Origin of the sequence: Sungkyunkwania multivorans (assembly GCF_042675645.1) — a bacterium.
GTDB lineage: Bacteria > Bacteroidota > Bacteroidia > Flavobacteriales > Flavobacteriaceae > Sungkyunkwania > Sungkyunkwania multivorans.
This window is the reverse complement of the sequence record NZ_JBHTJH010000017.1, coordinates 440,954-453,551: the sequence shown is the minus strand read 5'-3', so window position 1 is coordinate 453,551 and position 12,598 is coordinate 440,954. Positions and strand designations below refer to the sequence as shown.

At 41.9% G+C, this 12,598-nt stretch carries 16 protein-coding genes and 1 tRNA gene; 3 read left to right on the top strand and 14 right to left on the bottom strand.

Features of this window, described 5'->3' with window-relative positions:
- Positions 1–115: 115 nt before the first annotated feature.
- The 10 genes from ACFQ1M_RS13485 to pdxA all read right to left on the bottom strand — a co-directional run bounded on the left by ACFQ1M_RS13485 (position 116) and on the right by pdxA (position 8,189).
- On the bottom strand, positions 116–676 hold the full coding sequence (locus tag ACFQ1M_RS13485) for a hypothetical protein (protein ID WP_386409061.1): 561 nt from the start codon (positions 674–676) through the stop codon (positions 116–118).
- Between the two features lie 187 nt (positions 677–863).
- On the bottom strand, positions 864–1,340 hold the full coding sequence (locus ACFQ1M_RS13480; RefSeq protein WP_386409060.1) for a 3-oxoacyl-ACP synthase: 477 nt from the start codon (positions 1,338–1,340) through the stop codon (positions 864–866).
- A complete protein-coding gene (locus ACFQ1M_RS13475) occupies positions 1,327–1,845 on the bottom strand; it encodes a very short patch repair endonuclease (protein ID WP_386409058.1) in 519 nt (172 codons plus the stop codon). Before ACFQ1M_RS13475 ends, ACFQ1M_RS13480 begins: the two co-directional genes overlap by 14 nt.
- Positions 1,846–1,862: 17 nt before the next feature.
- Positions 1,863–2,981 carry an NAD(P)/FAD-dependent oxidoreductase gene (locus ACFQ1M_RS13470; protein ID WP_386409056.1) on the bottom strand — a complete coding sequence of 373 codons (1,119 nt, stop codon included), beginning with the start codon at positions 2,979–2,981 and terminating at the stop codon, positions 1,863–1,865.
- Between the two features lie 179 nt (positions 2,982–3,160).
- Positions 3,161–4,510 carry an acetyl-CoA carboxylase biotin carboxylase subunit gene (gene accC / locus ACFQ1M_RS13465; protein ID WP_386409054.1) on the bottom strand — a complete coding sequence of 450 codons (1,350 nt, stop codon included), beginning with the start codon at positions 4,508–4,510 and terminating at the stop codon, positions 3,161–3,163.
- A gap of 90 nt (positions 4,511–4,600) precedes the next feature.
- On the bottom strand, positions 4,601–5,092 hold the full coding sequence (accB, locus tag ACFQ1M_RS13460; RefSeq protein ID WP_386409052.1) for an acetyl-CoA carboxylase biotin carboxyl carrier protein: 492 nt from the start codon (positions 5,090–5,092) through the stop codon (positions 4,601–4,603).
- Between the two features lie 45 nt (positions 5,093–5,137).
- A complete protein-coding gene (locus ACFQ1M_RS13455) occupies positions 5,138–6,133 on the bottom strand; it encodes a beta-ketoacyl-ACP synthase III (protein ID WP_386409050.1) in 996 nt (331 codons plus the stop codon).
- Positions 6,134–6,305: 172 nt separating this feature from the next.
- Positions 6,306–6,503 (bottom strand): 50S ribosomal protein L32, encoded by a 198-nt coding sequence (gene rpmF, locus ACFQ1M_RS13450; protein WP_386409048.1) that lies wholly within the window; start codon positions 6,501–6,503, stop codon positions 6,306–6,308.
- A gap of 9 nt (positions 6,504–6,512) precedes the next feature.
- Positions 6,513–7,046 carry a YceD family protein gene (locus ACFQ1M_RS13445; RefSeq protein ID WP_386409046.1) on the bottom strand — a complete coding sequence of 178 codons (534 nt, stop codon included), beginning with the start codon at positions 7,044–7,046 and terminating at the stop codon, positions 6,513–6,515.
- A gap of 96 nt (positions 7,047–7,142) precedes the next feature.
- Positions 7,143–8,189: a 4-hydroxythreonine-4-phosphate dehydrogenase PdxA gene (pdxA, locus tag ACFQ1M_RS13440; protein WP_386409044.1), complete on the bottom strand. Its 1,047-nt coding sequence runs from the start codon at positions 8,187–8,189 to the stop codon at positions 7,143–7,145.
- A 60-nt stretch (positions 8,190–8,249) separates the two neighbouring features.
- On the opposite strand from pdxA, the gene ACFQ1M_RS13435 reads away from it, so the two are divergent.
- Positions 8,250–8,837, top strand: coding sequence for a riboflavin synthase (locus tag ACFQ1M_RS13435; RefSeq protein WP_386409042.1), 588 nt, complete (start codon positions 8,250–8,252; stop codon positions 8,835–8,837).
- A gap of 95 nt (positions 8,838–8,932) precedes the next feature.
- On the opposite strand, the gene ACFQ1M_RS13430 is transcribed toward ACFQ1M_RS13435, so the two are convergent.
- From ACFQ1M_RS13430 to mce, 3 genes are all read right to left on the bottom strand, one after another.
- Entirely contained in the window at positions 8,933–9,091 is a 159-nt protein-coding gene (locus tag ACFQ1M_RS13430; RefSeq protein ID WP_386409041.1) for a hypothetical protein, read from the bottom strand.
- A 189-nt stretch (positions 9,092–9,280) separates the two neighbouring features.
- Positions 9,281–9,354, bottom strand: a tRNA-Ile gene (locus tag ACFQ1M_RS13425).
- 47 nt (positions 9,355–9,401) lie between these two features.
- Positions 9,402–9,812 (bottom strand): methylmalonyl-CoA epimerase, encoded by a 411-nt coding sequence (gene mce / locus ACFQ1M_RS13420; protein ID WP_386409039.1) that lies wholly within the window; start codon positions 9,810–9,812, stop codon positions 9,402–9,404.
- 91 nt (positions 9,813–9,903) lie between these two features.
- On the opposite strand from mce, the gene rbfA reads away from it, so the two are divergent.
- On the top strand, positions 9,904–10,296 hold the full coding sequence (gene rbfA, locus ACFQ1M_RS13415; RefSeq protein WP_386410872.1) for a 30S ribosome-binding factor RbfA: 393 nt from the start codon (positions 9,904–9,906) through the stop codon (positions 10,294–10,296).
- 5 nt (positions 10,297–10,301) lie between these two features.
- The gene (locus ACFQ1M_RS13410; RefSeq protein WP_386409037.1) at positions 10,302–11,507 is read left to right on the top strand and encodes an ABC transporter permease; all 1,206 of its coding nucleotides are present in this window, start codon (positions 10,302–10,304) and stop codon (positions 11,505–11,507) included.
- A gap of 72 nt (positions 11,508–11,579) precedes the next feature.
- On the opposite strand, the gene dusB is transcribed toward ACFQ1M_RS13410, so the two are convergent.
- Complete coding sequence (gene dusB / locus ACFQ1M_RS13405) at positions 11,580–12,572, bottom strand: tRNA dihydrouridine synthase DusB (RefSeq protein ID WP_386409035.1); 993 nt, start codon at positions 12,570–12,572, stop codon at positions 11,580–11,582.
- Between the last annotated feature and the right edge of the window lie 26 nt (positions 12,573–12,598).

Here is a 12,598-nt window from a genome sequence, read left to right as displayed (position 1 = left end):
ATGGGTTATAACAAATATAAACAATTCATTGACTTATCATTACAAAAAGAAAAAGGGCCCCTTCCGCCCAAAGAAGAGGCCCAATTTTGAATTAACCCAATAAATTAATCAAAACTTAAGGCTTATTGAAGGTTTGCGCATAGGTTTCTTCGGCGAAAAAAGTGTTTTGTGTCCATGAATAGCTTTTCTCCAAAGAAACATAATCGATCTTAAACTCTTTGTTAAAAGATGATTGCGCTCTAAGTATCTTCCCCTGTTGTCCATATTCTTGATTAGGGAAGATATACTGTGTTATTGGTCCTGGTTTTTCACAATAAATATTTTCTAACATTGGTAGCGCAGTCAGAACATTCTCTTCAGAAACGGTAAAATAATATGCCTGAACTCCTGTGCAGCATGCGCCGTATGCCAATTCTACTTTTAATACTTCTTTTATCCCTTCTAATCCATTGTTCTTTAATGTGGAGATATAAACCCCATCAAAGATGTCTGGGTCTGTGATCGTCATAGATGCCACCATGTTCACCGGATCTTCCTTTCCAACCAACGATACTTTCGTAAGCACCTCTCCATTACTCTCCAAAATGGTCGTGTATGCCTTGGTCTCTACAAAGTCTTGTGCGGTTAGGCTTCCAAGACTTAGAAATATGGTTAAAAGTATGCTCAGTTTTTTCATAGCAAGTAGTTTTTGGTGGTTACTACGAGGTAAAAGTAGCATGGTTAAGTTTGGCTAGAAAGGTCCTTTTAGAATTCGTAGTAGGTAAATTAGAATTCGTTAAAAGCGGCATTTCAGCTATCCTTAGAAGCAGTGAAGTTATTTTAAAGAGCTATAGAAAATTATTGGCCAGGAGCATCCATGCGCCTTATAAGACCCGCATGATCGTTATTTTTTTGCCCTTGAAGACAATCGTTTCGCCCTTTTCCTTTCCTATAAGTAATATGCCAATTGGCGTGTTGGTAGCTATCGCATAGAAGCTGTCTTCTTTGTGTTTTAGGACACCCGCGGATATCGAAATAAAATAATTCGCCTGATCAGTAAAGACCAAACTGCCCAGTCTGATGCGACCTTGGTCCTGAAACGTAGTATGCTCTGGCAACACTTCTATTTTACATAATATAGCTACTAGCTTTTGTACCTCGGCTAACTGCTGCCCTACCTTTTCTCGCTCTAACTGTAGCATGGCCCTTCCTGTCTCGTGCTTGTCGCCTGCGGTGCTCTTCGTTTCTGAATTTAAAGACTGTTGTATTCCTTGGATGCGATCTTGGATGCGACCCAATCGTTCGTTGACGAACTGCTCACATTGCTTGAAAAGGATTGTTTTTATATCATTCGTTTCCATACAATTCTTCTTCTTCCGCGGCTTTGAGAAATTCCTCTTGCTCAACCTCGTATTTCTTGATATCGCCCAACAGTTTCTTTACCTTTTCAACCTGTGCTTCCATATTTTTTTTCAGTTCACATTCCCAAACCACCAGTACCTTCCAATCGTGTTTAGCCAATTCCGCCTGCTTGGCTTGATCTCTTCGAATATTTTTGGTGAACTTCTCTTCCCAGAATTGGGTGTTGCTCTTGGGTAATTTTAATTTACAATGCGGACATCGATGCCAAAAGCAGCCATTGACAAAAATGGCCACTTTCTTTGTAGTAAATGCGATATCGGGCCGGCCGGGAAGCTTCTTTTGATGCAGTCGATAGCCTCGAAATCCAGCCTTCCATAATGCCTTTCGGAACAATATCTCTGGCTTGGTGTTCTTGCTTTTGTTCGCACTCATCACACGAGAGACCGCTTCGCTTTTTGGCGTTGGCGATCGTTTATCCCTGCGATATGTATTTTCCTTTGTCACAAACTTTCTTAAAAACTCTAATTATCTACTAAACGAGAAAGTTCTTCTCCAATGATGCTTCCAATGGCAACGCCCATTCCTCCCAGTCGCACCCCGCAATACACGTTATTCGATACCTGCTTCACAATGGGTTTCTTTAGATTCCCAACTCCCATAATACCACTCCAACGGTGGTCGATCTCAAAATGTGTGTTTGGTAATATGGTGGTTTTCAATAATTCCTCTAGTCTATTTTGAATAAGCGGTGTCTGCGCCATCTTGGAAGTCTGTTCTCCTTTAAAATCGAGATTTCTTCCACCACCCAAAAGAATTCTGTTGTCTATATTTCTAAAATAATAATAGCCCTTGTCCAAATGAAACGTTCCTTTGATGGACAGTCCTTCAATTGGTTTTGTGATCAATACCTGAGCTCTAGCCGGTTGGGTCTCTTTGATATTCATCTGCGACGCGAAACCATTGGTCGCAATTAGCAATTTCTTGGTTTTGAATTGAAGAGTATCCGTTTTGACATCCACGTCTTCAAAATTCTCTGAATAGGCCTCGACGGTGCAGTTATTCAGGATCATGATTCCATTTACGATGGCTTTTTTAAGCAATGCGACCATCATCTTTCCGGTATCGATCTGTCCCTCAAACTTATTGAAAAATAAATCGGGCTGAATCCTCTTAAAGCCAAAAGCATTGGTCCTTATTTCGAAAACATCCTCTTCAAATATGGGTTTTAATAAGCCATTTATCTCATTCTTTTTGTTCAAGCAGTTTTCAAGGAGTTCTTTATCCCTATGGCCAAATAGCTCGTAGCCACCTAGCTGCTGATACTCGATGGTCGAATCACCTAATGTTTTTCGAAGTAATTGTAATCCCTCCCATCGTTTTTGTACCAAGGTGACCATCTCTTGTGCGGAATGTGAATTAAGGTCATCTATCAATTCTGAAATACTTCCAAAACAGGCAAAGCCAGCATTTTTGGTACTTGCACCTTGTGGTAACAATCCACATTCTAAAATAAGGATCTTGGCCTTTGGAAATCTTTTTTTAAGGTGAAGCGCCGTGCTCAACCCCACGATGCCACTCCCAACAATAGTATGGTCTACATTACTGAACCATGATTTTTGTTCCCAATAGGATAAATTCATATACAAAACTAGTTGTTATAAAGATACGCTTTAGGGCTTAATTTTTTCTTGTAGATGGTTTGGATCTAATTGCGAGGAAGGTCTTAATTAGAAGCGACAGAAAATAAGCGATGTAAGCAATTTAAGAAAGATAAAAAAAGCTCCCAATATAGGGAGCTAGATATCATTGTTCTTTAGGATCAGTCCTCTGTCTCGGCCATTTCAAAGTCCTCCATGAACTTGGTGGTATAGTTCCCAGCGACATAATCGGGATGATCCATCAATTGTCGATGGAAGGGAATGGTCGTTTTGATTCCTTCGATCACAAATTCGTCCAACGCACGCTTCATCTTATTGATCGCCTCTTCTCTGGTCTGAGCCGTTGTGATCAGTTTGGCGATCATCGAATCGTAGTTGGGGGGAATGGTGTAACCACTATATACATGGGTGTCCAAACGCACACCATGGCCTCCTGGCATGTGAAGTGTGGTGATCCTTCCGGGGGAAGGGCGAAAATCATTATGAGGATCCTCTGCATTGATGCGGCACTCGATAGAATGTAGCTTTGGTATATAGTTCTTGCCAGAAATCGGCACTCCCGCAGCTACTAGGATCTGTTCTCTTATGAGGTCAAAATCGATGACCTGTTCTGTAATGGGATGTTCCACTTGAATACGCGTATTCATCTCCATAAAATAGAAGTTACGATGTTTGTCGACAAGGAACTCTACTGTTCCTGCTCCTTCATACTTTATAAATTCGGCGGCTCTTACCGCAGCTTCTCCCATTTCTTTACGCAACTTATCGGTCATGAATGGTGAAGGCGTTTCTTCTGTCAACTTCTGATGTCTGCGTTGTACGGAGCAATCTCTTTCCGACAGGTGGCAAGCTTTTCCAAACTGGTCCCCGATGACCTGAATCTCTATATGACGTGGTTCTTCGATAAGCTTTTCCATGTACATCCCATCGTTACCAAATGCCGCTCCAGCTTCTTGTCTGGCCGAATCCCAAGCTTTGCGGAGATCTTCTTCTTTCCAAACAGCACGCATTCCTTTACCTCCACCACCAGCGGTAGCCTTCAACATTACAGGGTATCCCATCTCTCGTGCTAACTTTTCGGTTTGTTCAAAGGATTCTAACAATCCCTCAGATCCCGGTATGGTAGGAACACCAGCCGCTTTCATTGTAGCCTTTGCTGTAGCCTTATCACCCATTTTTTCGATCATCTCTGGAGAAGCTCCGATAAACTTAATTTCGTGCTCTTCACAGATCTTTGAGAACTTTGCATTTTCGGAGAGAAAGCCATATCCTGGATGAATGGCATCGGCGTTGGTGATCTCTGCCGCAGCGATGATGTTTGCCATCTTTAGGTATGACTGATTGCTTGGTGCTGGGCCGATGCAAACCGCTTCATCTGCAAAACGAACATGTAGGCTTTCGGCATCTGCGGTAGAATAGACAGCAACAGTCTTTATTCCCATCTCTTTGCAGGTACGTATTACTCGCAATGCGATCTCGCCTCTGTTTGCAATTAATATCTTTTTAAACATAATTTTTTCAAATTAAAAATCTCAAATTCCAAGCACCAAACACCTTATTTATGGGATTTGGCTTTTGATTATTGGAATTTTACAATTTGATTAAGATGGGTCTATTAAAAACAGTGGTTGGTCGAATTCTACCGGTGAAGAATCATCTACCAACACTTTCACTATAGTTCCTGAAACTTCAGATTCTATTTCGTTGAAAAGTTTCATAGCTTCAATGACGCATAATACGTCTCCTACTGCCACGCTTTGGCCTACCTCTACAAAAGAAGGTTTGTCTGGGGAAGGCTTTCGGTAGAACGTTCCGATGATAGGTGACTTGATCGTGATATACTTAGAATCGTCCGATGCTGAATCCGTCTTGGTCTCTTTGGCCGGCTCTGGTGCGGCAGCAACTGGTTGTGCTGCAGGCGGCATTCCTGTAGCAGCAGCGACGGGAATCTGCTGTACAAATGTTGTTTCACCTTTAGCGCCTTCACTTCCGGTTCTGATGGTGATCTTTACATCATCCATCTCTAACTTTACTTCGCTGGCGCCTGATTTTGCCACAAATTTGATCAAGTTTTGAATTTCCTTAAGATCCATGATATAGGTTTAGTTAGCTGTTAGTCTTAGTTTAAATATTATTCGTTAAGAGTTATAAGCCCACTTGAGGTATATTGCTCCCCAGGTGAATCCTCCTCCAAAAGCTGCGAAGATAAGATTGTCGCCTTTCTTCAATTGATTCTCATAATCGCTTAATAATAGGGGTAAGGTTGCCGAGGTGGTATTTCCATATTTATGGATATTCATCATCACCTTTGACGCATCTAATTTCATCCGATTGGCCGTTGCGTCTATAATTCTTTTATTGGCTTGATGTGGCACCAACCAGTTTACATCATCATGTTCCATCTGATTGCGCTGCATGATCTTTTCGCTTACATCTGCCATATTGGAAACTGCGAATTTAAACACGGTTTTACCATCTTGATGAACGAAATGTTGCTTATTCTTAACGGTCTCTTCAGATGGAGGAAGTATGGATCCGCCAGCTTCGATCTTTAGAAATTCACGCCCGACACCATCAGTTCTGAGATACTCGTCTTGAAGCCCAAGCCCCTCTTGGTTAGGCTCAAAAAGAACGGCACCTGCACCATCTCCAAAGATGATGCAGGTGGTCCTGTCTGTATAATCGATGATCGAAGACATTTTATCTGCTCCGATCAGCAGTACTTTTTTATATCTGCCAGATTCTATATAGCTCGCCGCTGTGGACATCCCATAAAGAAAACTAGAGCATGCCGCCTGAAGGTCGTAAGAAAATGCATTGACGGCTCCGATTTCGGAAGCGACGAAGCATGCGGTTGCGGCCACTGGCATATCTGGAGTAGCCGAAGCAACGATGATCAAATCGATTTCTTTTGGGTCAAGCCCCCGTTTATTCAAAAGATCTTGAGCGGCCTTTATTGCGAGAAAAGAGGTGCCTTTGCCCTCTTCTTTGAGAATTCTCCTTTCTTTGATTCCTGTACGAGTGGTGATCCACTCATCATTGGTATCTACCATGGTTTCCAACACCTTGTTGGATAACACGAATTCTGGCACATATGCACCTACAGCTGTAATGGCTGCCGTGATTTTGCTCATATCAGTTTTACCTAATTATTGGTCATTTTAGCAAAAAATCAAATAAAATTGATTCAAATTACTAAAAATACTGTAAATAGTGGTGCAAATTAAGTGGTTTTTGACACTTAGAAAAATTTTAAATAAAAAAACCCTCGCTATGGCGAGAGTTTTAACGTAAGTACTATTTTTCTTAAGCTACGTTCTCTTCTGTATTGTCAACTAGCACTTGGCCTCTGTAGTACAATTTTCCTTCGTGCCAATGTGCTCTATGAAACAAATGTGCCTCTCCTGTTGTTGGGTCTGTGGCCAATGTTGGAGCCACTGCCTTATAGTGAGTTCTTCTCTTGTCTCTTCTAGTTTTCGATATTTTTCTCTTAGGATGCGCCATCGCTAATTCTTATTTATCTGTTAATAGTTTCTTTAATGTATCCCAGCGAGGATCTGTTTCCTCAGTATCATCTTGTACTTCTTTTGGTTGCAATTCCTCCAACTTTTCAAGAAGTTCGCTTTTCAGGGTCCCGTCGGCAATGCCCGGGTGTACTCTTTTGGTAGGTGTGGACAAGACGATCATTTCATAGATATACTGTGCCACCTGAACTTTATGTTCTCCATGAGGGATGATCAGAATTTCATCATTCTCATCATTGAACTCTTCTCCAAATTTCACGATCAACTTAAGACTTCCTTCTATAGGAAGGTCAAAAGGCTCATTGGTCAGGTCGCAATTTACATTGACCGTCCCACTTACCTGAAAACCGAACTCAAGCAATGTGCTTTTCTTTTCCAGCATTGTTGTTACCTGGAGATCTGCACTGTTGAATTCAGCGTATTCAAAAGTTTCAAAGAATGCATCATCCACATGATGCTCAAACTGGTGCGTTCCTTGCTTTAAACCCACAAATGGGATTTCGAACGTTCTCAAATTCTTCATCTTAACCTCAGTTTGAACGCCCCTACCTCAAGATAAAGGCGGGTGCAAAGATAAACAAATTTTCGTTCTAGGAAATGGTTGTCAACATTTTTTTGTTCATATCTTGGCGGGGCGCTTTTTGAGCACATTACTGGTGAGTTCAACATGTTCGTTTCTTGCCTTATATATCGACAAAGCAGCGAACAATGCCTCTTTGAATGAGCTGTTGTCGGCTTCACCCTTTCCTGCGACTTCATACGCCGTACCATGGTCGGGAGAGGTCCTCACCTTTTCTAGGCCTGCGGTGTAATTAACTCCTTTTCCGAAAGAAAGTGTCTTAAAAGGAATGAGTCCTTGATCGTGATAGGCTGCCACTATTGCATCAAACTTTTTATATCCGTCCGAGCCGAAAAAACTATCTGCAGAATATGGCCCGTAAACAAGCTTGCCTCCTTCAAAGAGCTCTTTGATGGTTGGTCTAAGTATCTCATCATCTTCTTTCCCTATGACACCGTTATCTCCACTATGCGGATTGATTCCCAGCACAGCTATCTTTGGTTTTCTAACCCTAAAGTCCTTCACCAATGAATCATGGATGATCCCAATTTTCTTTTTTATCAATTCTGGGGTGATGTGATTGGCGATCTCACTAACGGGCACATGGTCTGTAAGAAGACCTACCTTAAGCTCTCCAGTAATCATAAACATAAGGCTTTCGCCATCGAGTTCTTTGGCGAGATAATCGGTATGGCCGGGGAAGTCAAATTCTTTAGATTGGATATTGTGCTTATTTATGGGTGCTGTGACCAGCACGTCCACCTTGCCTTCTTTCAGCGCTTTTGTAGCAGCTTCCAACGATTTTCTAGCATAGTCTCCGATCTTTTCATCGGATTGGCCAAAGTTGATCTCTACACCCTCGTTCCAAACGTTGATCACGTTTACCTTTCCGTGGACAATGCGATCCACATGGTCAACACTTTGAAAGTTGGTAGCTAGTTTCAGTTGCTTTTTTTGAAAAGAGAGCACTTTGGAGGACGCAAAAATAACAGGAGTACAAAAATCGAGCATCCGTGGGTCCTCAAAGGTCTTTAGGACTACTTCGGGACCTATTCCGTTCAAATCTCCTATCGAAATTCCTACGCGTATCTTTTCTACCTTGTTCATTAACGATTGCTCCTTTTATTTGTACCTTTGATTCGCAAATTTAACCATTTAATCCTTTCCATGTTTACAGGAATTATTGAGCAACTTGGAATTGTTGCCAAACGTGAAAAAGAACAAGAAAATCTTCACCTTACCATTAGAACTGATCTAGCCAGGGAATTAAAGATAGACCAAAGTGTTGCTCACAATGGTGTTTGTCTAACCGTGGTAAGTGTCACGGATGACACCTATGTAGTAACTGCCATAAAAGAAACGCTCCAAAAGACTACCATAAACCACCTGCAACCTGGTGATCGTGTTAATTTAGAACGCGGGATGAAGCTCGGTGACCGCCTAGACGGTCATCTTGTGCAGGGGCATGTAGATCAGACTGGTCGTTGTGTGGCCTTGGAAGAACAGAATGGTAGTTGGTTCTTTACCTTCGAATACGACCCTTCATTGAATAATCATACGATTGAAAAAGGTTCTATTACTGTAAACGGAGTAAGCTTGACTGTTGTTAATTCTGAGAAGAATCGCTTTAGTGTCGCTATCATCCCTTACACTTTCGAGCACACCAATTTTAGCTCCATGACAGTAGGTCAAAAAGTGAATTTAGAGTTCGACGTAATCGGAAAGTATGTGGCTAAGTTACATGCTGCCAAATAAGACTATTAGAGCATCTTATTTTCGAGTCAAGTTTCGTTTGGGGCCAAAATAAAAAAGCACTGTTCGGTTTCCGAAACAGTACTTTATCATAATACTTATCTCTTAAGTCTTTTTCTAACACCGTACACAACCCCTAGCATTGCCAATCCTAAAAGGCCCTCCGTTATCGGAAGTCCTGGTGGTGGCGGCGGTAGTGGTGGCGGCGGGGTCTGCGCATATCCTATCGTCGCAAAAAGACATAGGAATAGCATCATTGTAAGTTGTTTATTGTTCATAACCATAGCGCCGTAAATGTAAAAAATTAAATCATTCAACAAAAAAAATCGTGCTTGGGGCACTCATTTAATCTATAAATGGACAATATATTCGTTGAATGATAAATCTACTTTACCGATTCCAAAATACAACTAAATTTTGAATTGGCAAATTTAGTTGTTAATAAGTGGACCCAGAAGGGCTCGAACCTTCGACCCCCTGATTATGAGTCAGGTGCTCTAACCAGCTGAGCTATGGGTCCTAGAGCGGGTGCAATTATACTACATATTTTGAAACCCTGCAAGCTTTTTAATTGTTAATAACTGATTCTTGACAGAGCTCTATCAAGACCCCATTTGTGGTCTTTGGGTGGAGAAAAGCCACCAGTTTATTGTCTGCTCCTTTCTTGGGTTTTTCGTTCAACACAACAAAGCCTTCCTCCTTAAGTCTGGCTATCTCGGCTTCAATATCCTCCACATCAAAAGCTATGTGATGGATGCCCTCGCCGCGCTTCTCGATGAACTTAGCTATCGGACTCTCGGGGCGTGTGGCTTCCAACAATTCGATCTTGTTTGGGCCTGACTTAAAAAATGAAGTTCGCACGCCTTCGCTTTCTACCTCTTCGACCTTATAATGAGGCGTTCCCATCAGTTTGGCAAATACATCATTGGCGATGTTCAAATCCTTCACCGCAATACCTATGTGCTCGATTTTCTTCATTGTAATTAATTAACGATTATACCATAACAAAATTATGCCTCTTCTTATAAGATTGCAACTCTCCTATCAGTTATTGTCGTATTTTTGCTGCATGGAAAGTAATAGGCAAAAAAAAATAGCCGGTGTCATCCAAAAGGACTTGGTAGACATCTTACAGGGGGCTGCAAGAGATGGTGGCCTCTTGGGCACTTTGATCTCTGTAACCAAGGTGAAAGTAACGGTAGACCTGTCGGATGCTAAAGTCTTCTTAAGTATCTTTCCTAACGACCAAGCTAAGGGGTTGCTAGAGGGTATCACTGACAACGCTTCTCAGATAAAGCATCAATTGGCCATGAAGACAAAAGACCAATTGCGCAGAGTTCCAAACCTTCAGTTTTATTTAGACGACTCATTAGAATATATCGATGAGATCGATCGTTCTTTAAAAGGAACGGAAAATCCGATCGACAATCCAGATCTTCTAGACCCAAGAAAGAAATCATAGTTTCATTGCGTTTGAAAGTACCGCTCTACATAGCAAAGCGTTATCTTATCTCTAAAAGCAGTCAGAATGCCATTAATATCATCAACATTGTGGCATTTACCGTTGTGGTCATCGCAACGGCTTCCCTTTTTGTTGTATTGGCAGGCTTTTCAGGTCTAAAGACCTTTGGGCTTTCATTTTCTAATAGCTTCGATGCCGATCTAAAGGTGTTTCCTGTAACGGGCAAGTCTTTTTTCGTCTCGGCAGACCAAATCGAGCAACTCAAGGAAACAGCGGGCATCATTAATTTTTCTGAAGTCGTCGAAGAGCGTGTTTTCCTACATTTCAAACAGAAGAATGCCATCCCTATCCTAAAGGGTGTGGATGAAAACTATAAAAATGTGGTTGCCATCGATAGTGCATTAGGTTATGGCAATTGGGTTTCAAAAAATAGTCAGGATGTGATTCTGGGTGCCAACGTCGCGACCACCTTAGGAGCCGGAATTTTAGATTACGGCAATCTCATAGAGGTCATCGTTCCGAAGGCTGGAAAAGGTAATATCACTTCTGGCCAAAAACCTTACAACAACACTCTTGTGGCCGCAGTGGACTATTATATGGTGAGTGAAGACCTCGATGCGAAGTATGCTTTTTGCGATATCGACCTAGCAAGATCGCTGTTGAATTTTGCGCCAAATCAAATTTCGGCCATAGAGATAAGAATGTCTGAAGATATTGATGAGATCGCTCTAAGAAGGGAAATTTCTTCGATTTTTGAGGATGACGTGCTGATCAAGAATAGAGCAGAATTGAACGACGCGTTATATAAGATGTTAAATACTGAGAACATTGCCATCTATTTGATCTTTACCCTCGTTCTCATTATCGCACTCTTCAATGTCATCGGCTCCATTATTATGATGATCTTGGATAAAAGAAAAGATCTTAAAACCCTTTCCAATTTAGGCTTGACGACGGCAAAAATTCGAAATATCTTTTTTAGCCTAGGGATGCTTCTAACACTTATAGGCGGCACGATCGGTATTGCTATTGGTGCTCTTTTGATATGGCTTCAACAAAGCTTTTCGCTGGCCATGATCACCCCATCACTCGCTTATCCCGTAGAGCTTAGACTTTCAAACACCCTAATTGTAATTGTTACGATCATCGTACTGGGGATGATCGCTTCAAAAATTGCCTCGAGCCGCATCAATAAAAATTTGATCGCCTAGCACTTGATCCAAAAAATAATGGTCGCGAAAACGTTGCGATTCCTATTAAAAAGTGATAGACGCAAGGATGTTCTAAACGAATTGATAATCGCCAAATTTTGCCAAAACTTCATCGAAAGCAGCAAAAACATCTTCGCTTTGGTCACTCGTTACCATCTTGGTTCGGTACTCCTTAAAATGTGGTATTCCTTTGAAGTAGTTGGTATAGTGACGGCGTGTTTCGAAGACGCCTAATTTTTCGCCCTTCCAGTCGATGGCCATTTGCAGGTGTCGGCGAGCAGCTTCTACACGCTCTTCGATCGTCGGTGGTGCCAAATGAGATCCAGTGTTAAAAAAATGTTTCACTTCCTTAAAGAACCATGGATATCCAATACTTGCTCTTCCTATCATCGCTCCATCAAGCCCATACCTATCACGCATTTCCATGGCCTTTTCTGGGGTATCCACGTCACCATTTCCAAACACGGGAATATGCATGCGTGGATTATTCTTTACAGCGGCAATTGGCGCCCAATCTGCCTCTCCCTTATACATCTGAGCGCGTGTACGTCCATGAATGGCGATCGATTTAATTCCCACATCTTGCAACCGCTCTGCCACTTCAACAATTCTGATAGAGTCATGGTCCCAACCCAAACGTGTCTTTACCGTCACTGGAAGGTCGGTTCGCTCTACTATTGCTCTGGTCAGTGATACCATGAGATCTACTTCCTTTAGTATTCCTGCACCAGCGCCTTTACTCACCACCTTTTTAACAGGGCACCCAAAATTAATGTCTATAATATCGGGGTTTGAAGCTGCGACGATATCCGTAGCCTGCAGCATGGAATCGAGCTCAGCTCCAAAAATTTGAATTCCTACGGGGCGCTCCTTCTCATAGATGTCGAGCTTCATCACGCTCTTTGCAGCATCGCGAATAAGACCTTCGGAAGAAATGAATTCTGTGTAAACGACATCGGCCCCTTGTTCTTTGCATAATGCACGAAACGGTGGGTCACTTACATCTTCCATTGGAGCTAACAACAACGGAAAATCAGGAAGTTCTATATTTCCAATTTTAACCATATCAGATACTTGGGCTGCAAAGATAC

Excerpts from the sequence above, each read along its gene's own strand:
- ACFQ1M_RS13485 (WP_386409061.1), bottom strand. The coding sequence starts at position 676 with ATGAAAAAACTGAGCATACTTTTAACCATATTTCTAAGTCTTGGAAGC.
- ACFQ1M_RS13480 (WP_386409060.1), bottom strand. The coding sequence starts at position 1,340 with ATGGAAACGAATGATATAAAAACAATCCTTTTCAAGCAATGTGAGCAG.
- ACFQ1M_RS13470 (WP_386409056.1), bottom strand. The coding sequence starts at position 2,981 with ATGAATTTATCCTATTGGGAACAAAAATCATGGTTCAGTAATGTAGAC.
- accC (WP_386409054.1), bottom strand. The coding sequence starts at position 4,510 with ATGTTTAAAAAGATATTAATTGCAAACAGAGGCGAGATCGCATTGCGA.
- accB (WP_386409052.1), bottom strand. The coding sequence starts at position 5,092 with ATGGATCTTAAGGAAATTCAAAACTTGATCAAATTTGTGGCAAAATCA.
- ACFQ1M_RS13455 (WP_386409050.1), bottom strand. The coding sequence starts at position 6,133 with ATGAGCAAAATCACGGCAGCCATTACAGCTGTAGGTGCATATGTGCCA.
- rpmF (WP_386409048.1), bottom strand. The coding sequence starts at position 6,503 with ATGGCGCATCCTAAGAGAAAAATATCGAAAACTAGAAGAGACAAGAGA.
- ACFQ1M_RS13445 (WP_386409046.1), bottom strand. The coding sequence starts at position 7,046 with ATGAAGAATTTGAGAACGTTCGAAATCCCATTTGTGGGTTTAAAGCAA.
- pdxA (WP_386409044.1), bottom strand. The coding sequence starts at position 8,189 with ATGAACAAGGTAGAAAAGATACGCGTAGGAATTTCGATAGGAGATTTG.
- ACFQ1M_RS13435 (WP_386409042.1), top strand. The coding sequence starts at position 8,250 with ATGTTTACAGGAATTATTGAGCAACTTGGAATTGTTGCCAAACGTGAA.
- ACFQ1M_RS13430 (WP_386409041.1), bottom strand. The coding sequence starts at position 9,091 with ATGATGCTATTCCTATGTCTTTTTGCGACGATAGGATATGCGCAGACC.
- mce (WP_386409039.1), bottom strand. The coding sequence starts at position 9,812 with ATGAAGAAAATCGAGCACATAGGTATTGCGGTGAAGGATTTGAACATC.
- rbfA (WP_386410872.1), top strand. The coding sequence starts at position 9,904 with ATGGAAAGTAATAGGCAAAAAAAAATAGCCGGTGTCATCCAAAAGGAC.
- dusB (WP_386409035.1), bottom strand. The coding sequence starts at position 12,572 with ATGGTTAAAATTGGAAATATAGAACTTCCTGATTTTCCGTTGTTGTTA.